The 19,374-nt window shown below is 60.3% G+C and carries 18 protein-coding genes; 8 read left to right on the forward strand and 10 right to left on the reverse strand.

Translation table 11 applies throughout. The features are described 5' to 3' along the window. Positions 1–9: 9 nt before the first annotated feature. From RBB49_RS10670 to RBB49_RS10695, 6 genes are read left to right on the forward strand one after another with little or no spacing between them, the layout of a single operon-like run. Positions 10–1,104 carry an ABC transporter ATP-binding protein gene (locus RBB49_RS10670; protein ID WP_306142743.1) on the forward strand — a complete coding sequence of 365 codons (1,095 nt, stop codon included), beginning with the start codon at positions 10–12 and terminating at the stop codon, positions 1,102–1,104. Positions 1,105–1,135: 31 nt separating this feature from the next. After that, positions 1,136–1,882, forward strand: a complete 747-nt coding sequence (locus tag RBB49_RS10675) for a sugar phosphate isomerase/epimerase (protein WP_306142744.1) — start codon at positions 1,136–1,138, stop codon at positions 1,880–1,882. A gap of 9 nt (positions 1,883–1,891) precedes the next feature. Next, on the forward strand, positions 1,892–3,013 hold the full coding sequence (locus RBB49_RS10680; RefSeq protein WP_306142745.1) for a Gfo/Idh/MocA family protein: 1,122 nt from the start codon (positions 1,892–1,894) through the stop codon (positions 3,011–3,013). An 11-nt stretch (positions 3,014–3,024) separates the two neighbouring features. Continuing rightward, the gene (gene mgrA / locus RBB49_RS10685; RefSeq protein WP_306142746.1) at positions 3,025–4,071 is read left to right on the forward strand and encodes an L-glyceraldehyde 3-phosphate reductase; all 1,047 of its coding nucleotides are present in this window, start codon (positions 3,025–3,027) and stop codon (positions 4,069–4,071) included. Beyond that, the gene (locus RBB49_RS10690; RefSeq protein WP_306142747.1) at positions 4,068–5,660 is read left to right on the forward strand and encodes a glycoside hydrolase family 43 protein; all 1,593 of its coding nucleotides are present in this window, start codon (positions 4,068–4,070) and stop codon (positions 5,658–5,660) included. Before mgrA ends, RBB49_RS10690 begins: the two co-directional genes overlap by 4 nt. 45 nt (positions 5,661–5,705) lie before the next feature. Beyond that, positions 5,706–6,761 carry a sugar phosphate isomerase/epimerase gene (locus RBB49_RS10695; protein ID WP_306142748.1) on the forward strand — a complete coding sequence of 352 codons (1,056 nt, stop codon included), beginning with the start codon at positions 5,706–5,708 and terminating at the stop codon, positions 6,759–6,761. A 76-nt stretch (positions 6,762–6,837) separates the two neighbouring features. Here RBB49_RS10695 and RBB49_RS10700 read toward each other — a convergent pair whose 3' ends face one another. From RBB49_RS10700 to RBB49_RS10720, 5 genes are read right to left on the reverse strand one after another with little or no spacing between them, the layout of a single operon-like run. Beyond that, positions 6,838–7,788: an ABC transporter permease gene (locus tag RBB49_RS10700; protein WP_306142749.1), complete on the reverse strand. Its 951-nt coding sequence runs from the start codon at positions 7,786–7,788 to the stop codon at positions 6,838–6,840. Further along, positions 7,785–8,732 carry an ABC transporter permease gene (locus tag RBB49_RS10705; RefSeq protein WP_306142750.1) on the reverse strand — a complete coding sequence of 316 codons (948 nt, stop codon included), beginning with the start codon at positions 8,730–8,732 and terminating at the stop codon, positions 7,785–7,787. Before RBB49_RS10705 ends, RBB49_RS10700 begins: the two co-directional genes overlap by 4 nt. Then, positions 8,729–10,210, reverse strand: a complete 1,482-nt coding sequence (locus tag RBB49_RS10710) for a sugar ABC transporter ATP-binding protein (RefSeq protein ID WP_306142751.1) — start codon at positions 10,208–10,210, stop codon at positions 8,729–8,731. Before RBB49_RS10710 ends, RBB49_RS10705 begins: the two co-directional genes overlap by 4 nt. Positions 10,211–10,248: 38 nt before the next feature. After that, positions 10,249–11,271, reverse strand: coding sequence for an ABC transporter substrate-binding protein (locus RBB49_RS10715; protein WP_306142752.1), 1,023 nt, complete (start codon positions 11,269–11,271; stop codon positions 10,249–10,251). 37 nt (positions 11,272–11,308) lie between these two features. Beyond that, positions 11,309–12,193 carry an SMP-30/gluconolactonase/LRE family protein gene (locus RBB49_RS10720; protein WP_306142753.1) on the reverse strand — a complete coding sequence of 295 codons (885 nt, stop codon included), beginning with the start codon at positions 12,191–12,193 and terminating at the stop codon, positions 11,309–11,311. 237 nt (positions 12,194–12,430) lie between these two features. On the opposite strand from RBB49_RS10720, the gene RBB49_RS10725 reads away from it, so the two are divergent. Together RBB49_RS10725 and RBB49_RS10730 are read left to right on the forward strand one after the other, a co-directional pair. Next, complete coding sequence (locus RBB49_RS10725) at positions 12,431–13,729, forward strand: GAF domain-containing sensor histidine kinase (RefSeq protein ID WP_306142754.1); 1,299 nt, start codon at positions 12,431–12,433, stop codon at positions 13,727–13,729. Next, on the forward strand, positions 13,710–14,456 hold the full coding sequence (locus tag RBB49_RS10730; protein ID WP_306142755.1) for a response regulator transcription factor: 747 nt from the start codon (positions 13,710–13,712) through the stop codon (positions 14,454–14,456). Before RBB49_RS10725 ends, RBB49_RS10730 begins: the two co-directional genes overlap by 20 nt. Positions 14,457–14,769: 313 nt before the next feature. Here the strand turns inward: RBB49_RS10730 and RBB49_RS10735 are convergent, their stop codons facing one another. The 5 genes from RBB49_RS10735 to RBB49_RS10755 form a co-directional block, all read right to left on the reverse strand. Continuing rightward, positions 14,770–15,894, reverse strand: a complete 1,125-nt coding sequence (locus RBB49_RS10735) for an enolase C-terminal domain-like protein (protein ID WP_306142756.1) — start codon at positions 15,892–15,894, stop codon at positions 14,770–14,772. Between the two features lie 43 nt (positions 15,895–15,937). Beyond that, entirely contained in the window at positions 15,938–16,372 is a 435-nt protein-coding gene (locus RBB49_RS10740) for a universal stress protein (protein ID WP_306142757.1), read from the reverse strand. 67 nt (positions 16,373–16,439) lie between these two features. Next, positions 16,440–17,750 (reverse strand): TRAP transporter large permease, encoded by a 1,311-nt coding sequence (locus RBB49_RS10745; protein ID WP_306142758.1) that lies wholly within the window; start codon positions 17,748–17,750, stop codon positions 16,440–16,442. 3 nt (positions 17,751–17,753) lie between these two features. Further along, a complete protein-coding gene (locus tag RBB49_RS10750) occupies positions 17,754–18,281 on the reverse strand; it encodes a TRAP transporter small permease (protein WP_306142759.1) in 528 nt (175 codons plus the stop codon). 68 nt (positions 18,282–18,349) lie between these two features. Next, entirely contained in the window at positions 18,350–19,330 is a 981-nt protein-coding gene (locus RBB49_RS10755; protein WP_306142760.1) for a TRAP transporter substrate-binding protein, read from the reverse strand. Between the last annotated feature and the right edge of the window lie 44 nt (positions 19,331–19,374).

Raw genomic sequence — 19,374 nt, forward strand, 5'->3', positions numbered from 1 at the left:
AGGCGTTCCATGGAAAACAATCTCAGCATCTCCATCAAGAACCTGGCGCTCAGCTTCGGCGCCCTGGACGTTCTGAAGGATCTCAATCTCGATGTCGGGCGCGGCGAGTTCCTCGTGCTGCTCGGGTCTTCGGGCTGCGGCAAGTCCACCTTGCTCAACTGCATCGCCGGGCTTCTGGATGTTTCGGACGGCCAGATCTTCATTGGCGGCCGCAATGTCACCTGGGAAGAGCCGTCGCAACGGGGCATCGGCATGGTGTTCCAGAGCTATGCGCTTTACCCGCAGATGACCGTTGCCGGCAATCTCAGCTTCGGCCTCAAGAATGCAGGCCTGCCCAAGGCGGAGATCGAGGAACGGGTGAACCGCGCCGCGAAGATCCTCCAGATCGAACCGTTGCTGAAGCGCAAGCCTGCCGCTCTTTCCGGCGGACAGCGGCAGCGTGCGGCGATCGGCCGGGCGCTGGTGCGCGATGCCGATGTGTTCCTGTTCGACGAACCGCTTTCCAATCTCGATGCAAAGCTGCGGGCCGACCTCAGGGTCGAGATCAAGCAGCTCCATCAGAAGCTGAGCAACACGATGATCTACGTCACCCACGACCAGATCGAAGCCATGACGCTCGCCGACCGCATCGCGATCATGCGCGGCGGCCAGATCCTTCAGCTGGCAACGCCGAACGAGATTTATAACCGGCCGGCGAACAAATATGTCGCCGAGTTCATCGGTTCCCCCACCATGAACTTCTTCGATGGCGAGATCATCGCCGGAGACGGGCTGCGCTTTTCCTCAGGCGATCAGGCGTTTCCGCTTGAAGGCTACAGCTTTCAGGATGCGACCCCGGTCCAGGGACCCGCATGGTTCGGGATCCGTCCGGAACACATGAGCACCGGCCAGGAAGCGGAAACATCCAAAATCCGCCTGGACGGACGGATCGAACTGGTCGAACCGCTCGGATCGGACACGCTGGCGCGGGTTTCGGCCGACGGCCGCTCGCTCTGGGTTCGCATGGACGGACAGGCAAGCGTGCGCGACGGCGACAGCATTGCGATCGGCTTTGACCCCGAACGCGCCAATCTCTTCGACAAGACATCCGAAAACAGACTTTAAAAAAAACTCTCCAACCTTCAGGACACCCGTCATGGACGTTTCTTTTCAACTCTACTCCGCACGCAACTTCACGCCGTGGGACAAGGTGCTCGAAAATCTTTCCGGCCTCGGCTACACGCAAGTGGAAGGCTTCGGCGGCAATTATGAAGATGCTGCCGCGTTCAAGGACCTGCTCGACAAGAACGGACTGGCAATGCCGTCCGGGCATTTCTTCCCGCTGGAGCAGTTTACCGACGATCTCGGCCGCGTCATTGAAACGGCGAAGACACTCGGCATGGAGCGCTTGTTCTGTCCGGCGCTTCCGCCGGAGCAGCGTGTCACAAATGCGGACGCGTGGGTCAGCGTCGGTCAGAACCTGGAGACTATCGGCAAGAAACTGCGCGATGCCGGGCTTCGCTTCGGCTGGCACAACCACGATTTCGAATTTATTGCCTGCACCGACGGGCGGCTACCGATGGACATCCTGCTCGAAAGCGCACCATCGATCGAATGGGAAGCCGATATTGCCTGGATCGTCCGCGGCGGCCAGGACCCGCTCACCTGGATCGACCGATATGCGGACCGCATCACGACCGCCCATGTCAAGGACATTGCACCGGAAGGCGCATGCACCGACGAGGACGGCTGGGCCGATGTCGGCCATGGCGTCATGGACTGGCCGGGCCTCACGGCTGCCCTGCGCAAAGCCGGCGTCGACCTTTTCGTGATGGAACACGACAACCCGTCCGACGTCGAGCGTTTCGCAAGCCGTTCGATCGAAGCATTCCGGAAATTCTAAGGATCAGACATGACAGACAAGCTTGGTATCGGCATCCTGGGATGCGGAAACATCTCCGCTGCCTATATGCGTCTGGCCCCCCTCTTCAAGGGGATCGAAATACGTGCCTGTGCCGACCTCAGCGAGGACGCGGCAAAGGCGCGCGCAGAAGAGTTCAACCTCAGGGCTGAAACCGTGGACGGTCTCCTGTCAGCCAGCGACATCGACATCATCGTCAACCTGACCGTGCCTGCCGCACATTACGAGGTCTCCGGCAACATTTTGAAGGCCGGGAAACACGTCTACTCGGAAAAACCGTTCGTATTGAGCGTCGACGAAGGTCAGACCCTTCAGAAGCTGGCCACGGAAAAAGGGCTGCGCGTGGGCTCCGCGCCCGACACTTTCCTGGGCGGCGCACACCAGCTGGCCAGGCATCTGGTTGACAGCGGTGCCGTTGGCGCCGTCACGTCGGGAACCTGCTTCGTGCAGAGCCCGGGCATGGAAATGTGGCATCCGAACCCGGACTTCTTCTTCAAGCCGGGTGGCGGTCCGATCCTGGATCTCGGCCCCTATTACATTTCAAACCTTGTTCAGCTGCTGGGTCCGGTGAAACGCGTCACGGCCATGAGTTCCTCCGGCTCGGAATACCGCACGATCACCTCTCAGCCGCGTCACGGCGAAAAGATCAAGGTCGAGACCCCGACGACAATCCACGCCGTCATGCAGTTCCAATCCGGAGCACAGGTGACCTATTGTGCCAGCTGGGATGTCTGGCAACACGGCCATTCCAACATGGAGCTCTACGGCCGCGACGGCACATTGCACGTTCCGGACCCGAACTTTTTCGGCGGGGAAATCCGCATGACCGCCAGGGACAGTTTCGTGACGGTGTCCGAAGACTGGAAACATCCGTTCTCCGTCGCCAATGACGGATCGCACGCCAACTACCGGGCAGCGGGTCTTGCGGACATGGCGCTTGCCATTCTTCAGAACCGGCCACACCGGTGTTCGCTGGAGTTTTCGCTGCATGTCGTGGATGTGATGACATCTATTCTCGCTTCCGGCGCGACAGGTGAGTACAAGGATATTCTCACCACATGCGACCGGCCCGAGGCTCTTGGACCCAAGGCGGCGCAAGATCTCTTGGCGTAATAGGAACCTTCATGACCTGGCAAGCATCGCAAGCACGTTATGACACCATGGAATACCGCCGCTGCGGGAGATCCGGCCTGAAACTGCCGGTGATCTCGCTCGGACTCTGGCACAATTTCGGAGGCGACACGGCCCATACAAGGAAACGCGACATTGCGCGCACCGCCTTCGATCAGGGCATCACACACTTTGACCTTGCCAACAATTACGGCCCGCCACCGGGGTCGGCGGAAGAAGCCTTCGGCGATATCCTGAAAACGGACTTCGCGCCTTATCGCGACGAACTGATCATCTCGTCCAAGGCTGGCTACGGAATGTGGCCGGGTCCCTATGGGGAATGGGGCAGCCGGAAATACCTGATCGCCTCCTGCGATCAATCCCTGAAGCGGATGGGGCTCGACTATGTCGACATCTTCTATTCGCACCGCTTCGATCCGGACACGCCGCTGGAAGAGACCATGATGGCGCTTGACCACATCGTCCGGTCCGGGCGGGCGCTCTATGTCGGCATCTCGTCCTACAACTCCAAACGGACCCGGGAAGCGGCCGCGATCCTGAAGGATCTCGGCACACCTTGCCTGATCCATCAGCCAAGCTACTCGATGATCAACCGTTGGGTCGAAGAGGACGGTCTTCTCGACACGCTAGACGATCTCGGTATCGGCTCCATCGCGTTCACGCCGCTGGCGCAGGGCATGCTGACGAACAAGTATCTCAAGGGCATTCCGGAAGGCAGCAGGGCAACACAGGGCAAGTCGCTCCGGAACGAGTTTCTGAGCGAGGAAACGCTCACCGCGATCCGTGCGCTCAACGCGATTGCAGAACGGCGCGGGCAGACACTCGCCCAGATGGCGCTCGCGTGGGTCCTGCGCAACGGGCGCGTCACCACGGCCCTTATCGGTGCAAGCCGTCCCGAACAGGTGGTCGACTGTGCGGCGGTGGTCAACAACATGGCATTCACCGAAGCAGAGTTACAGGAGATCGAAGAGACGACTGTCGACGCGAATGTCAATCTTTGGGCGGCCTCCTCCGAGCGTCCGGGACCGTCGCGCAAATGATTACGAATCCGATCCTGCCAGGGTTCAATCCGGACCCTTCGATCTGCCGCGTGGGCAATGACTATTTCATCGCCACCTCGACATTCGAATGGTATCCGGGCGTCCAGATCCACAAGTCGAAGGATCTGGTGAACTGGAAACTGGCAGGCCGGCCTTTGAACCGGGCAAAGCAGCTCGACATGCGCGGCAACCCGGACAGCGGCGGTATCTGGGCACCCTGCCTGAGTCATGCGGACGGATGGTTCTGGCTGGTCTATACCGATGTCAAACGGCTGGATGGCAATTTCAAGGATGCGCACAACTATGTCGTGACATCCGCGTCCATCGACGGGCCCTGGAGCGATCCGATCTATCTGTCCTCGCACGGGTTCGACCCGTCCCTGTTTCACGATGACGATGGCCGGAGGTGGTACCTGGTCCTCCAGTGGAACCACATCTCCAGTTCGGTCGGGGGCAAGCCGAAATCCTCCGCCTTTGACGGTATCCTGCTGCAGGAATGGTCCGAAAAAGACGGGCTGATCGGACAACCGAAAAAGATCTTCTCCGGCAGCTCTCTCGGTCTGACGGAAGGGCCGCACCTCTTCAAGCGCAATGGCTGGTATTATCTCACCGTTGCAGAAGGCGGCACCGGATACAATCACGCGGTCACCATGGCAAGGTCCCGCACGATCGATGGCCCTTACGAGCTGCATCCCGACACGCATGTGATCACCGCAAAGGATGCCCCGGACTGGCCGCTGCAACGAGCCGGACACGGCCAGATCGTCGAGACGCCCGATGGCCAGACCTATCACACACATCTTTGCTCGCGTCCCTTGCCCGGACGCTTCTCGCCCATGGGCCGCGAGACGGGATTGCAAAAATGTGTCTGGAAGGACGACTGGTTATTCCTTGCAGATGACGGCCCGCTGCCTCAGGTCGAGGTCACCGGTCCCGGCAACGCGACGCTGCGGCCGCCCCAGAAACTGGAACGGGTTTTCAACGGCACCATCCTGCCGGAGGAATTCCAGTGGCTCAGGACACCCTACCCCGAGCGCTTGTTCTCGCTGACCGGAACGACCCTGCGTCTCATCGGGCGGGAAAGCATCGGCAGCTGGAATGAGCAGGCACTTGTTGCGCGAAGACAGGAACACCACCGCTACCGTGCGGAGACCACGCTGACATCATTCGAACCGGACACCTATCAGCAGGCCGCCGGACTGACGACCTATTACAACAGGCACAAGTTTCACCTGCTTGCCGTCAGCCGGAGCGAAGAACTGGGCCGCTGCCTGATGCTGATGTCCTGTCCCGGCGACTGGCCCGATGGACGCATGACCTTCCCGGCAGAGTTTGTCCCGATCGAAGATGGTCCCGTTGATCTTGCCGTTGATATCGATGGCGCGCGTCAACAGTTCTACTGGCGCCAGGAGGGCGACTGGCGGCCCGCCGGTCCGGAGCTTGATGCGAGCATCATTTCGGACGAAGGTGGCCGTGGCGAACATGCATCCTTTACCGGCGCATTCGTGGGCATGCTCGCGTTTGACATTACCGGCGGAGGCAGGACGGCGGAATTCGAACGCTTCACATATGCACCTGAAGGAACCTGACAGCGAAGAAACGCTGCCTGTTCAAGACCAACTGGGAGGACAAGAATGGCAGGACTGATCAAGGGCCCCGCAATTTTCCTGGCGCAATTCGGCGGTGACGCAACGCCCTTCAACTCTCTGCCCGCCATTGCCAAATGGGCAGCGGACCTCGGGTACAAGGGTATCCAGATACCGACATTCGACAGCCGGCTTTTCGATCTCGACAGGGCGGCCGAAAGCCAGACCTATTGCGACGAAATCAAGGGTATCTGCGCCGACGCGGGCGTCGAGATCACCGAATTGTCGACCCACCTGCAGGGCCAGCTGGTCGCTGTTCATCCGGCCTACGACCTTGCTTTTGACGGCTTTGCCCCGGCGCATCTTCACGGCAATCCGGCGGGACGCCAGGCATGGGCGGTCGATCAGATGAAGAAGGCGGCGGTCGCCAGCCGCAGTCTGGGTCTCGACGCCTCCGTCAGCTTTACCGGCTCACTGGCGTTTCCTTACCTCTATCCCTGGCCGCAGCGCCCGGCCGGCCTGATCGAGGAAGCCTTTGCCGAGCTTGCGCGGCGCTGGAAACCGATCCTGGATGTCTACGAGGACAACGGTGTCGATGTCGGCTACGAGATCCATCCGGGCGAAGATGTTTTCGACGGGATCACGTTCGAGATGTTCCTGGAGGCGCTGAACGGTCACGCGCGCTGCCAGATCAATTACGATCCGTCCCACTTCCTGCTGCAACAGCTGGACTACCTGGCCTTCATCGACATCTATCACGAACGGATCTGCGCCTATCACGTGAAGGATGCCGAGTTCAATCCGGACGGGCGTCAGGGCGTTTATTCCGGATACCAGGGCTGGGTGAACCGCGCCGGACGTTTCCGCTCTCTTGGCGACGGCCAGGTGGACTTTTCGGGTATCTTCTCAAAGCTCGCCCAGTATGGTTATGACAGCTGGGCCGTTCTTGAATGGGAATGCTGCCTGAAGTCGCCCGAACAAGGCGCGGCCGAAGGTGCTCCCTTCATCGAGAGCCACATCATCGAGGTCACCGACAAGGCATTCGACGACTTTGCCGGGGGCAACACCGATCAGGAACAGATCCGCAAGATGCTCGGGCTCTGACCCACCTGAATCGACGGAAATCCGGCCGGAAACCCCTGCAGGGGCTCCGGCCTTTCCTTGCCTGGTACGGCTCCGGCTAGCGGCTTTCCTTGCGCCCGCCCGCAAAGGTGACGACGCCGACGATGATCAGCCCTGTGAGGATCAGCCGCAGGCCGGCGGCCGCGCCGAACGTGTTCAGCATCGCAACGAGCAGGAACAGGAACAGCGCCGATCCGAAAATCCCGGGGACGTTGGAATTGCCGCCGGCAATGGACGATCCGCCAATCACCACGACTGCGATCGAGGCAAGCAGGTATTCCTCGCCCATGTTGAGGGACGAGCCGCCGGAGAACCCGGCCAGGAAGACGCCGCACACGGCTGCAAGGACGGCGGACAGCGTATAGGTCAGATAGCGGATGCGTTCGATCGGAACACCGGCAAGCCGGGCGGCGCGGGTGTTCTGGCCAAAGGCTGTCACAGAGCGTCCGTAGACCGTCCGGTTCAAAAGCACGGCCATGACGATTGCAAAGGCGATCACGAGGAGCGAAAGAACGGGCACGCCCAGCATTTTTGCCGTCGATATCCATTCCAGTGCGGCGGGAGGCTTGATCTTGACGCCCCGTCCCAATGCGATCGCGCTCGACTGCACCAGGAAGCTCGATGACATGGTGGCAATGATCGGCGGGATTGTGAGAACCCGGATCAGACCGTAGTTGAAAAGGCCGACCAGAACGCCGACTCCGACGGCTGCCAGAATCCCGGGCAGGATCATCGCGTTGGTGCCGTCCATCACCATCATCGACACGACCGCCGACAAGGTGATCGTTGACGGGATAGAAAGGTCGACATTGCCGGGTCCGAGCGTGATCACGAACATCTGCCCGATACCGACCATCACGAAAAAGGTCGAGAAGGAGAGCGCCGTCGATGCCAGTGCCAGTCCTCCGGTGCCGCTGATGTAAGCAGCCGTGACGGCCCAGGTCAGGAACGCAGCCAGGAAGGACCAGCTCCACGGGTGTTGGCGCATGAACATTTCAAGCTGTTTCATTTGCGCGCCTCCAGCCGGTTGACGATGGCCCTGAGCGCCAGAACGATGATCAGGACCGCCCCCTGCGCCCCGATCTGCCAATCCGGTGAAATCCGCAGGAAGGACAGAAACGACGCGGTCAGGGTCAGCGTCATCGCGCCAAGCACCGCGCCGACCGGAGAAATGCGGCCGCCGACAAATTCCCCGCCGCCGAGGATGACCCCGGCAATGGAAAGCAGGGTGTAGCGAAGCGCAATGTTGGCATCCGCCGAGGTTGCCAGTCCGACAAGCGTCAGGCCCGCGAGAATGCCGAAGACCGCCGTCAGCGCATACATGGTCATCTTGAGCTTGAGCACGGACCAGCCCGCACGCGTGATCGCCTTTTCGTTGCCGCCGACACCGCGCATGAGGACGCCCCAGGACGTGCGCATAAGGGCAAAATGAACGACCAGCGCCAGGACCACGGCGGCGACAAGCGGCATCGGAACATAGGGCGGTTTCAGGGTGACCAGCGACCGGATCCAGTCCGGAGCACTGCCGCCAGGTGTCGGCAAAAGCAGAACCGCGCATCCGGACCAGACAAAGGACATGCCAAGCGTAACAACGATGCTCGGCAGCTGCCTGATATAGATCAGCGCACCGATGGCCGCATAGACAGCAATACATCCAAGCAGGGCGGCAATGCCCAGAAGCGGCGTCTCGTTCAGCCAGGTCGCGCCGATGCACGCAACCAGCGAAACGAAACTGCCGATGGACAGATCAAGGTCATTGACCGCGATCACGAACATCTGGGCGATCGTCGCGAGCGCGATCGGTACGGCCAGATTGAACAGGAGGTTCAGTCCGAAATAGCTCATGGCGCGCGGCTGAAGCCAGAATACGCCGAGAAGGACGAAGGTCAGCGACAGCGCCGGCAGCGCTCCCCGCCAGAAACGGGCCGAAGCAAAAAATCCCAGTCCGCTCATGCCGCCCCGCTTACCTGTTTGAACGAGGCCTTGAGAACGTTCTCCTCGGTGATGTCGCTGCCGCTCAAGGTCTCACTGATGACCCCGTCGCGGAACACGTAGACCCGGTCGCAATAATCGAGTTCCTCCATTTCCGTCGTGTACCAGAGGAAAGTGCGGCCTTGAGAGGCTTCCTGGCGGATGATGGCATAGACCTCGTTCTTGGTCCCGATATCGACACCGCGCATCGGATCGTCCATCAGGACAATATCCGCCGCAGAGCCAAGCGCCCGTGCAAACAGAACCTTCTGCTGATTGCCGCCCGAGAGCGACAGGATCGGCGCTTCGACGTCCGGCGCGCGAATGCCGATCCGTTCCTTCCAGGCATCGGCGAGCTCCCGTTCCTTGCCGTTCTGGATCAGCATGCCCAAAAGCAATCGTTTCAGCGACGAGATGCCGATGTTCTTGCGGATCGACCAGAGCGGCAGAACGCCGTCAACCTGCCTGTCTCCGGCAATAAAACAGCACCCCGCATCTTGCGCCCCGGAGGGCAGAACGCCGTGACCGTCGAAAATCTGAAGCAGTGCTTCGGTCTGACCCTGGCCGGCCAATCCGGCGAACCCGACGACTTCCCCGGCCTGCGCCCTTACGCTCTGATCATCCGGCTGCTCGGGCGGGCGCATGTGGATGCGTTCCTCACTGACAGTTTTCCGGTGTTCGGCATCCCGGCGCGGGGCAACGCCTGCAACCACGGTGCTCCCCATTGCTTCGACCAGGCTGCTACGATCGAAGCCGGAGGCATCCCTGAAAGCGACCACGCGGCCGTCCTTCATGACGGCAATCTTGTTCGATACCTGAAGGATTTCACCCAGAAGATGAGAAATGAGAATCACGCTGATCCCTTCACCCGCGACCCGGCCGACATAATCCAGGAGCTGTTCGGCAACACGCGCATCGAGCGAGGATGTCGGCTCATCCAGAATGACAAGCCGGATCCCGGTATCGGTGACCGTGAAAGCGCGCGCGATCTCGACCATCTGGCGTTTGGAAATCGACAGGTCTCCGACAATATCGAAAGCGCTCACGCCATGTCCGGGAAAGATCAGATCGAGCTGTTCCATGATCACGGCGGCCGCGCGAGGTCTCCAGCCGAACCCCTTGAGCACCGGGTGAATGATGCGCGTGTTCTCGGCAACCGAAAGGTTGGGGCAGAGCGACCCTTCCTGAAACACGCAGCGGATGCCGAGCCGGCCTGCATCCTGCACGGCATACCCCTGGCCGAGATCCCTGCCGGCAATCGACAGGCTGCCGCCGCTCGCCTCCAGGGTCCCGGCCAGAATATTCATCAAGGTGGACTTGCCGGCGCCGTTGTGGCCGACAAGCCCGAGACACTCGCCGGTGTGGATGTTCAGATCCACACCGCTCAGGGCCTGTACCGCCCCGAAGACCTTCTGAATTCCCGTGAGGGAAATCAGAGGGCTCACAGTTTCCGTCGTCATTGCTCCTCCGGAAATCGAACGGACGGTACCGGCACGCCTTACTTCACGCTTTCCAGGTAGGCCTTGGCGTCATCGAGCGAGTATTCGACGTTGGAAACGCCGCCCGGCTCGGTGTTGGCCAGACCTTCTTCAAGGTCCGCCTGGTCGATCTGCAGGAAAGGCACGATCAGTTCCTTGGGAACATCCTGTCCGTCCAGGATCTGCTGCGCAACCCAAAAGGCCAGCGTCGAGACACCCGGCGCGATGGAAACGGACATGGTTTCATAGCCGTTGGCATCTTTCTGTTCCTTCCACCAGGTCAGCTCGTCATGGCGGTTGCCCATGATGATGATCGGTGTCGGCCTGCCGGCAGCGGAAAAGGCCTGAGCGGCGCCATAGCCGTCGCCGCCCTGTGTCACGACAGCAACGATCTCCGGCATGCTCGGCAGAATACCGGCTACCGCTTTCTGGGCGACTGTCTGCGTCCATTCACCGTGAACGGAACCGGCCACGTTGAACTTGTCGTGGTTGGCAACACCTGCCTCGATGCCTGAGTGGATCTCGTCATCGACGAAGACACCGGCAAGGCCGCGGATTTCGAGAAGCTCGCCGCCATCCGGCAACCGGCCGGACAGGTAGTCGACCTGGATCTCACCCATTTTCTTGAAGTCGACCGCGATGCGCCAGGCGCAGGGTTCGGTAACGACGCCATCGAACGAGACGACGACAATACCGGCATCACAGGCTTCCTTCACCGCACCGTTCAGCGCCGTTGGTGAAGCTGCATTGACGACGATCGCGTCATAGCCCTGAAGGATCAGGTTCTGGATCTGGGCCGCCTGTTCCGTTGCCTGGTTTTCGGCGGTGGTGAAGGCGTCACCAGCGGCAACCGTGCCGGCACTGACTGCCTGCTCGGCATTCTTTCCCCAGGACTTGAGCATGGCCTGGCGCCAGCTGTTGCCGGCGTAGTTGTTCGAAAGCGCGATCCGCTTGTCGGACGTGTCAGCAACAGATGGCTGCACGGCCGCGACCGTCAGGGCCAAAGCGGTGGTCGCAAGAAGTATCGATTGACGTATTCTCATGATTTCCTCCCAATCATCAGTCCTTAATTCCGGTTAGTCAGAAAGATTTCCTCCTGGTTGCCCCGCGAACGCCGACATAAATCGCGTAGAGGGACGTCGTTGCAGTGATGAACAGTCGATTGTTCTTCGCGCCGCCGAATGTCACGTTGGCGACCGCTTCGGGAACGACAATGCGCCCGAGATAGGATCCGTCCGGCGCGAACACCTGAACGCCATTGCCCGAGCTGGTCCAGATGTTGCCGAACTCGTCCAACCTGAACCCATCCGGCACTCCGGGTGAAATTTCGGCGAAGACGCTCTCGCTTTCCGGCCGGCCGGAGGAACCGAGTTCGAAGGCCTTGATATGATGCGGGCCGCCGGCGAGATGCGAGACGCCGGTATCGGAAACGTAGAGCCGTTTTTCATCAATCGAAAAAGCCAGGCCGTTCGGTTTCTCCATGGTCTTGATGACAGGCTCGACTTCAGCCGTTTCCGGATCAAGCCGATAGACATAGCAGCCGTCCTGCTCAGGCTCGGCGCGCTCGCCTTCATAGTCCGTCAGGATGCCGTAGGTCGGATCGGTGAACCAGATCGAACCGTCGGATTTCACCACGACATCATTCGGCGAGTTCAGTCTCCTGCCGCCGGAATGCGTTGCCAGCACGGTCCGGGACCCGTCGTGTTCGCGGCGGGTCACTGCGCGCGTCTGATGCTCGCAGCTGACCAGCCGGCCTTCGCGGTCGATCGTATTGCCGTTGGCGTGGTTGGATGACGTTGTGAGGGGCCGTGTTCCCAGTCCCTCGACCCATTGCAGAATTCTGTTGTTGGGAATGTCGGACCAGATGACGCAGTCCGTCGCGGCAAAATAGGCAGGTCCTTCCGCCCACAGGCAGTTTTCGAACAGGCGCTCCAGGCCGCAGATCGGAATTACAAGATCCCGCATGCGTTCACACGCTATTTCGACCCCATCATGCAATGGACGCTGTCTCCCTTTTCCGCCGGTTGCCATTTCCTGATCCGGCGGCAATTGCCTTGTTGTTGACGAAGCTTTCCATGCCGTCCGCACGTTGTATGCTGTAGTTTCGACAAACCTCTTGCGGGAACCCGCAGGCCTGACTGATGGTTTCGACGGCGACACAGCGGAAATGACGCAGGAGAGACCCCCCGGAGACCGGTATCCTTGAGCGAAGACAAAACACATACCGGAGCAAACGCCATTAGCACCGAGGCCATGCTGCAGCGGTTTCTGCTGATCTCACGGGCAGTGGCCGGACAACTGGATTTTCAGTCGCTGATCCAGAAGGTATCTGAAGAGGTCGGTTACTTTCTGCCGCACGATCATATCGACGTCTGCATCCTCACCGGGGAACGCGACATGCATGTCGCCTACGAGGCCCGTCTTCATACCGGCTGGGGCGACGCGCCCGAACCTGTGCCGATCTCCGTCAGTCCGATCCGCAGCATTTTGCGCGGCGAGGAAGATTTCATTCTGACCGCCGATGCGCAGCTGGACGAGCGGTTCCATTTTGACGGGGCGTTCAGCGACCCGATCTTCGATGCCCGCCTGCGCAGCCGTCTGCACGTGCCGCTGCAGGTGGAAGGCAAGGTGATCGGCGCGCTGTCCTATTCCTGTCACGCCCGCGGCGTCTACGAAGACAGTCACGTGACGATCGCCCAATATGTCGCGGACCTGCTGTCCTCTTACATCCATGCCCTGAACCAGGGGGAGCGCGCCCGCAAGGCCGCCATCCGGCAGGCGGAAATCCATGCACACGCGGAAGGCCTTCGAGCCGGAGCGCTGCGCCTGACGGAAGCGCTCGAACTGGAACGGCAGCGGATCGGCATGGATCTTCACGACCAGACCCTTGCGGACCTGACGCGGCTCAGCCACGAATTGCGCCGGCTCAGGCAGGCCCCGAAAATACCGGGCGAGACACTGACGACGCTCACGGACCGGCTGGAAGGATGCCTGCAGGAACTCAGAAGCATCATTGAAGATGCGCGGCCAAGCGTTCTCAAACTCTTCGGTTTCGAACAGGGTATCGAAGCCCTGATCGAACGGGCGGTCGCCTCCCAGGCCAGACCGATCTCGGTCGCGTTTTCCGACGAGACCGAAGGGGCAGGCAACGACCTTGAGGAAACCTACCAGATCGCTCTCTTCCGGATCGCGCAGGAGGCGGTCAACAACGCGATAAAGCATGCCGAGGCAACCCGGATCCACGTCGTGCTGGCGCAGTCGGACGGCGTGTTGAGCCTCTCCATATCCGATGACGGATGCGGCCTTGCGCATGAGGAGAACGGCCATTCAGGCGGCATTGAAAACATGCGCACCCGCGCGACGCTGATTTCGGCACAGTTCGAAATCGAGCCCTGTGCACTCCTGTCGGGAACCCGCGTCCGCGTCACGCTCCCGCTCGGAGATCCACCCGCAATCCCCTTGACAGAACAAACTCGAACCAATGCGTATCTTGATAGTTGAAGACGACGTCCTGCACCGCTCGTTTCTGCGTGAGGTCGTGGAACGGGAACTGCCCGACGTCACGGAACTGACCGAAGCACAGAACGGAGACGAAGGCATCGCCCTTGCCGCCAAGCACCGGCCGGACGCGATCGTGATGGATCTGCAGATGCCGAACAGGACCGGGGTCGAGGCAGCGCGTGCGATCTGGCGGCAGGAGCCTGAAACACGCATCCTGTTCTGGTCCAACTATGCAGACGAGGCTTATGTCCGGGGAATATCCCGGATCGTTCCACCGGGTGCCTCTTACGGCTATATTCTCAAATCCGCCTCCGAAGACCGTCTGAAACTGGCCCTTCAAGGTGTCTTTATCGAAGAACAGTGCATCATCGACAGGACCGTGCGCGGCGTTCAGCAACGCGCCGACGATCGGCTGCAGGGCCTGACCGACGCCGAATACGAGGTGCTGATCGACATTGCGCTCGGACTGACGGACAGGACGATTTCACGTCGGCGCGGCATCTCGCTGCGCAGCGTGCAAAGCCGGCTGCAAGCGCTCTACGAGAAACTCGGGCTTGACCAGGATACCGACCGCGATCCGGACGGGGCCGCGATCTACAACAGCAGGTCACGGGCCGTCAGCATCGCGTTTTTGCGGCGGCTTGTGAACGGCAAGGCGATTGAGGCGGCGGAACTGGACTACCAGACCTGGGCGGAAGCAACGAGCAAGACCACAGTCTCCAACTGAAACTCGACGCGGGTTCGAAGATTTTGTCGCCAGGTAACAGATCGGAAGCAGACCGGCTACATGCCTTGCTCGCGGGTTTTGAGAGCATGTCAGAGTTGGAGTGCTTGTACGCCGGATCGCATCCCCCACCCCTAACCCCTCCCCACAAAGTGGAGGGGAATTCCGTTCCACCAGAAAGTCATTCTGAGAGCAGTTAGCCTGATTGACGGTACTGTGGGTCACTTCATGTGCGGCCTCGCCCCCCTCTCCCAGATGGAGGAGGGGTTAGGGGTGGGGGCAACAGGGCCGTCAGCCGTTCGCGTTCGTATCTCCCTTACTCAAGCACATCGGCGACCGCATATTTTTCAAGCTTCTCCGGATCCACCTGAACGCCCAGCCCCTTGCCATTCGGAACATGGACGCGTCCGTTCCTGACCGGAAACGGTTCCGTGAGGATATCGTCTTCAGCGTAGTAGGTTGCCATGTAGAATTCGCACTGAAGGATCAGGTCCGGCACGGCCGCCATGAGATGCGCGCCGGCGGCGTGCGCCAGACCGGTCTCGAACATGCAGCCACCATAGACCTCGATCCCGGCAGCACGGGCTATCGCAGCAACCTCAAGCGCGCGGCGGATGCCGCCCGACTTCATGATCTTGAGCGAGAAAATATCGGCCATGCGGATCTGTGCCGCATAAAGCGCGCCCTTCGGATCGAAGACACTTTCGTCGGCCATGATCGGTGCGTCGATCACCTGCGTGATATGCGCCATGACCTCGCGCTCGTGCATCCTGACCGGCTGCTCCACGAAGGTCGGGCGGAAGACTTCCAGGTCGCGCACCCGGCGCACGGCATCATAGGCCGGCAGGCCCTGATTGTAGTCGATACGGATATCGGCGTCTTCGCCGTAGATTTCGCGCATCTTCTCCAGCCGCATGAGGTCGAAACGATGGTCTGAAAACCCGGTCTTGAACTTGAAGATCCTGACCCCGTCTGCCCACATGGCGGCCACGTCTTCCAGATCCTTGGCAAAGTCGGGATTTGCAATGGAAAAACTCATGCCCATGTCGTCGCGCTGCCTGCCGCCGACGAGTTCGGCAACCGAAAGCCCGCAAATCTGGCCGGTGATGTCCAGAAGGGCCATTTCAAGCGCGGCCTTGGCTTCTGGATGCCCGACGACAACCTTGTCCGCCATCGACATGTGCTTTTCGACCTGCACGGGATCCTGGCCGAGCAGATGAAGGCGCAGATGCACGTGCAGGGCTGCGGCACAGCCTTCAGCCGTCCCGGTGAAAACGGGCCAGGGCGAGGCTTCGCCCCAGCCGGTGAGGCCGGTGTCGGTGATGATTTCCAGGATCGCGACGTTGATCCCGGCAACGTCGCCGCTGCCGTGCGAGTGGACAGCCTTCGCCGGTATGTTGATGCGGTGAACCCGGATTTGTTCGATCTTGTGGTCGCTCACGCGCGGCTCCGAGCAGAGTTGGAAAGGGTTAACGGGGACAGACCTATTCGGGCCGCACGACCAGCACGCAGCAGGAGGCGAAGCGCGACACCCTGGCCGCGTTGGGTCCGATGAAGAGGTCCTTCACGCTCGGCCGGTTCGCGCCGATGACGATGAACCGGGCAGACAGCGCGTCAGCATGTTCGATCAGTTTTTCATAGACGACGCCGCGCAGGACTTCGGTCGTGTATGAAACGGACTTCCAGTCAAAACCGGCCGCATAGGCTGCCAGATCCTTGCGGGCATCCACCTCTACCTGGTCGCGCATGTCATCAGGGATGTAGGCCTGGACGTAGGTATTCTGCTGGTCCGGGATCACGAAAACCAGCTCGACCGCGGCATCGTGGCTTTGCGCCAGCATGATGGCTTCCCGGACAACACAGGTATCGGCTTCCCTGTGGTGCAAATCCACAGCGGCAATGATCTTGCTGTTTGCCATGACGACATCCTCTTGAAAGGTATTCCCGTTTGTGCCGGAGACGGTTTGCAGCCGCCTCCGGCAATTGTCATCCGCGGGGGCCGCGCATGTTGTCCGGCAGGAACGTTGCCAGCTCGGGGAGGAAAATCATCACGAAGACCATGAGCACCATGATCAGGAACAGGGGGATTGCGGTCTTCGCGATGTAGCCCATTTCGTGATTGGTGATCCCCTGCATGACGAACAGGTTGAAGCCGATCGGAGGCGTGATCTGCGCCATTTCAACGACGATCACGATGAAGATCCCGAACCAGATCAGATCAATTCCAGCACCAATGACCATTTCCTGAACGATCGCCATCGTCAGCACGACCGATGAAATCCCGTCGAGAAACATGCCGAGCACGATGTAGAACAGCATCAGCGCCATCAGCAGCGAGAATTGCGAAAGCTGCAGGCTCTCGATGAATTCCGCGAGGGCACGCGGCAGTCCGGTAAAGCCCATTGCGAGCGTCAGGGCCGTCGCCCCCATGAGGATCAGCGCGATCATCGCCGATGTCTTGGTTGCTCCGAGCAGGCTGTCGATGAAAGTCTTCCTGTTGAGCGAGCCTTGCGCCGCGGCCAGGATGAACGCCCCGATCACGCCGATGGAAGCCGCTTCGGTTGCCGTTGCCCAGCCGCCATACATGGACCCGATGACAACCAGGATGAGCAGGATGATCGGGATCAGAAACCGGCTTTCTCGCATCTTTTCGGAAAAGCTCATGCGGTTGGCAATCTTCGGCACTTCAGCTGGCCGCAGGAATGACCAGCCGGCAACATAGGCCATGAACATGCCCGCCAGCACGATGCCCGGCAGAATGCCGGCCATGAACAGCTTGGAAATCGACTGCTCGACAGCAACGCCATAGACGATCAGCGTCAGCGACGGCGGGATCATGAGGCCAAGCGTTGCCGCACCGGTCAACGTTCCGATCGTCATGTATTCAGGATAGCCGCGCTTGCGCAGCTCCGGAATGGACATCTTGCCGACGGTTGTCAGCGTTGCCGCGGACGAGCCCGAAACAGCGGCGAAGATCGTGCAGCCGACGATATTGACATGAACAAGGCCGCCCGGAAGGCGCTGCATCCACGGACTGAGGCCGCGGAACATGTCCTGCGACAATCGACTTCGGAACAGGATCTCGCCCATCCAGATGAAGAGCGGCAGAGCCGTCAGGGTCCAGCTTGACGAGCCGGTCCAGATTCGCGTCAGCATCGCATCGCCGGCGGGGCGCGAAGTGAACATCTCCAGTCCGAGATAGGCAACGCCGAAAAGGGCGAGCCCGACCCAGACGCCCGTCCCCAGAAGCAGGAACAGGACAAACAGGAAAATGAGAACGAGGTAGATCTCTTCCATGTCTTACTCTCCCTGCGCTTTTTCGCCGGGGGCATGGATATTGTCCCGGCCCGTGAACAGCGTCGTTACAAGATTGTCGAAGGCGCAGATCGCAAGCAGCACCGTGCCGATGGCCATTGACATCTGCGGGATCCAGATCGGCCAGGCATCATGCCCCTGGCTGATCTCGTTGAAGCGGTAGCTTTCATAGGTGAACTTGATGGCATAGCGCGCAAACAGGTAGGTCAGGTAACTGGCGATGGCCCAGCACCAGATCTCTCCGAATTTGCGGTAGCGCCCGAGCGCGGTCAGCAACAGGCTGACGCGAATGTGGCTGCCGCTGTTCAATGCGTAAGGCAAGGCCAGGAACGATGCCGCCGCCATGCAGTAACCCGTGAAGTCGGGCGCGCCGGTGATGATCCCGCCACCCCACCTTGCGACCATCTGCGAGGCCACGAAGAAGAGGATCAGAATCAGAAAAACCGCCGCCAGATATCCGGCGAATTTGTAAAGCGCATCAAGACCGGTGCGCAAAAGCCTGAAAATAGCCACCGCCGTCCCCCTTCAAAGGCATGTGTGCCCGGCGATGACCGCCGGGCAGAAGTTGTCATGCGGGTAGACTATTGTTTTGCCTTGAAGGCATCGACGATGGCCTTGCCCTGATCACCGGCGGTTTCAAGCCATTCACCTGTCATGGTCTCGCCGATGGCCCGAAGTTCCTCGGCCATGGTGTCGCTCACGCGGCCCGTGGTCATGCCGTTCTTGCCGAGCTCGTTGACGGTGAACTCGTTGTACTGGATGGACCGCCAGTCACCGGCATATTCCGCCATCTCTGCACAGCCGCTGATCACGTTCTTGGTGCTGTCGTCCAGCGCGTTCCAGCTGTCCATGTTGACCATGACATAGTTGCGCGGCAGCCAGGCATCAGCGGCGTAGTAGTGGGACAGGCTTTCCCAGATCTTGCGGTCATACCCGGTGGAACCGGAAGACACCATCCCCTGGGCAACGCCGGTGGCAAAGGCCTGGCTGATTTCAGCGGCCTCGATCTGGACCGGCTGCATGCCGGCGAGTTCCGCCATGCGCGCGCTGGCATTGTTGTAGGTGCGGAACTTCAGACCCTTGACGTCTTCCAGGGAGTTCACTTCACGATCGAAGTAGAGACCCTGTGCCGGCCACGGCACGGAATAAAGCAGGTGCAGGTTCTGCTCCTTGAGGATCTCGGTCAGGGGCTCTTTCGCCACTTCCCAGAGCTTTTCGGAATCTTCGAAGGACGTTGCAAGGAACGGCACGGAATCGAAGCCGAAGATCGCATTCTCGTTCTGGTGACCCGACAGCAGCCGCTCGCCGATCGGAACCTGCCCCGTCTGGATCGCACGCTTGATCTCGGCACCCGAATAGAGGGAGCCGCCGGGATGCGTCTTGATTTCGAGGGCACCGCCGGTGCCGAGTGTCACGCATTCGGCAAATTTTTCACCGGTTGCCGAGTGGAAGTTGGTTGCCGCATAGGCCATGGGCATGTCCCATGTTTCCGCGGAAACGGAGCCTGCCGCCAATGTGGAAACGGCAACGCCGGCCATAAGGATTTTCGTTATTCCGGACATGAAGAACCTCCTCGTTATTTTGTCCCCTCATGCCCCGCTTGTGC

It is taken from the genome of Roseibium sp. MMSF_3412 (assembly GCF_030733265.1).
In the GTDB taxonomy this organism is placed as follows: domain Bacteria; phylum Pseudomonadota; class Alphaproteobacteria; order Rhizobiales; family Stappiaceae; genus Roseibium.

Excerpts from the sequence above, each read along its gene's own strand:
- RBB49_RS10670 (WP_306142743.1), top strand. The coding sequence starts at position 10 with ATGGAAAACAATCTCAGCATCTCCATCAAGAACCTGGCGCTCAGCTTC.
- RBB49_RS10675 (WP_306142744.1), top strand. The coding sequence starts at position 1,136 with ATGGACGTTTCTTTTCAACTCTACTCCGCACGCAACTTCACGCCGTGG.
- RBB49_RS10680 (WP_306142745.1), top strand. The coding sequence starts at position 1,892 with ATGACAGACAAGCTTGGTATCGGCATCCTGGGATGCGGAAACATCTCC.
- mgrA (WP_306142746.1), top strand. The coding sequence starts at position 3,025 with ATGACCTGGCAAGCATCGCAAGCACGTTATGACACCATGGAATACCGC.
- RBB49_RS10690 (WP_306142747.1), top strand. The coding sequence starts at position 4,068 with ATGATTACGAATCCGATCCTGCCAGGGTTCAATCCGGACCCTTCGATC.
- RBB49_RS10695 (WP_306142748.1), top strand. The coding sequence starts at position 5,706 with ATGGCAGGACTGATCAAGGGCCCCGCAATTTTCCTGGCGCAATTCGGC.
- RBB49_RS10700 (WP_306142749.1), bottom strand. The coding sequence starts at position 7,788 with ATGAAACAGCTTGAAATGTTCATGCGCCAACACCCGTGGAGCTGGTCC.
- RBB49_RS10705 (WP_306142750.1), bottom strand. The coding sequence starts at position 8,732 with ATGAGCGGACTGGGATTTTTTGCTTCGGCCCGTTTCTGGCGGGGAGCG.
- RBB49_RS10710 (WP_306142751.1), bottom strand. The coding sequence starts at position 10,210 with ATGACGACGGAAACTGTGAGCCCTCTGATTTCCCTCACGGGAATTCAG.
- RBB49_RS10715 (WP_306142752.1), bottom strand. The coding sequence starts at position 11,271 with ATGAGAATACGTCAATCGATACTTCTTGCGACCACCGCTTTGGCCCTG.
- RBB49_RS10720 (WP_306142753.1), bottom strand. The coding sequence starts at position 12,193 with ATGCGGGATCTTGTAATTCCGATCTGCGGCCTGGAGCGCCTGTTCGAA.
- RBB49_RS10730 (WP_306142755.1), top strand. The coding sequence starts at position 13,710 with ATGCGTATCTTGATAGTTGAAGACGACGTCCTGCACCGCTCGTTTCTG.
- RBB49_RS10740 (WP_306142757.1), bottom strand. The coding sequence starts at position 16,372 with ATGGCAAACAGCAAGATCATTGCCGCTGTGGATTTGCACCACAGGGAA.
- RBB49_RS10745 (WP_306142758.1), bottom strand. The coding sequence starts at position 17,750 with ATGGAAGAGATCTACCTCGTTCTCATTTTCCTGTTTGTCCTGTTCCTG.
- RBB49_RS10755 (WP_306142760.1), bottom strand. The coding sequence starts at position 19,330 with ATGTCCGGAATAACGAAAATCCTTATGGCCGGCGTTGCCGTTTCCACA.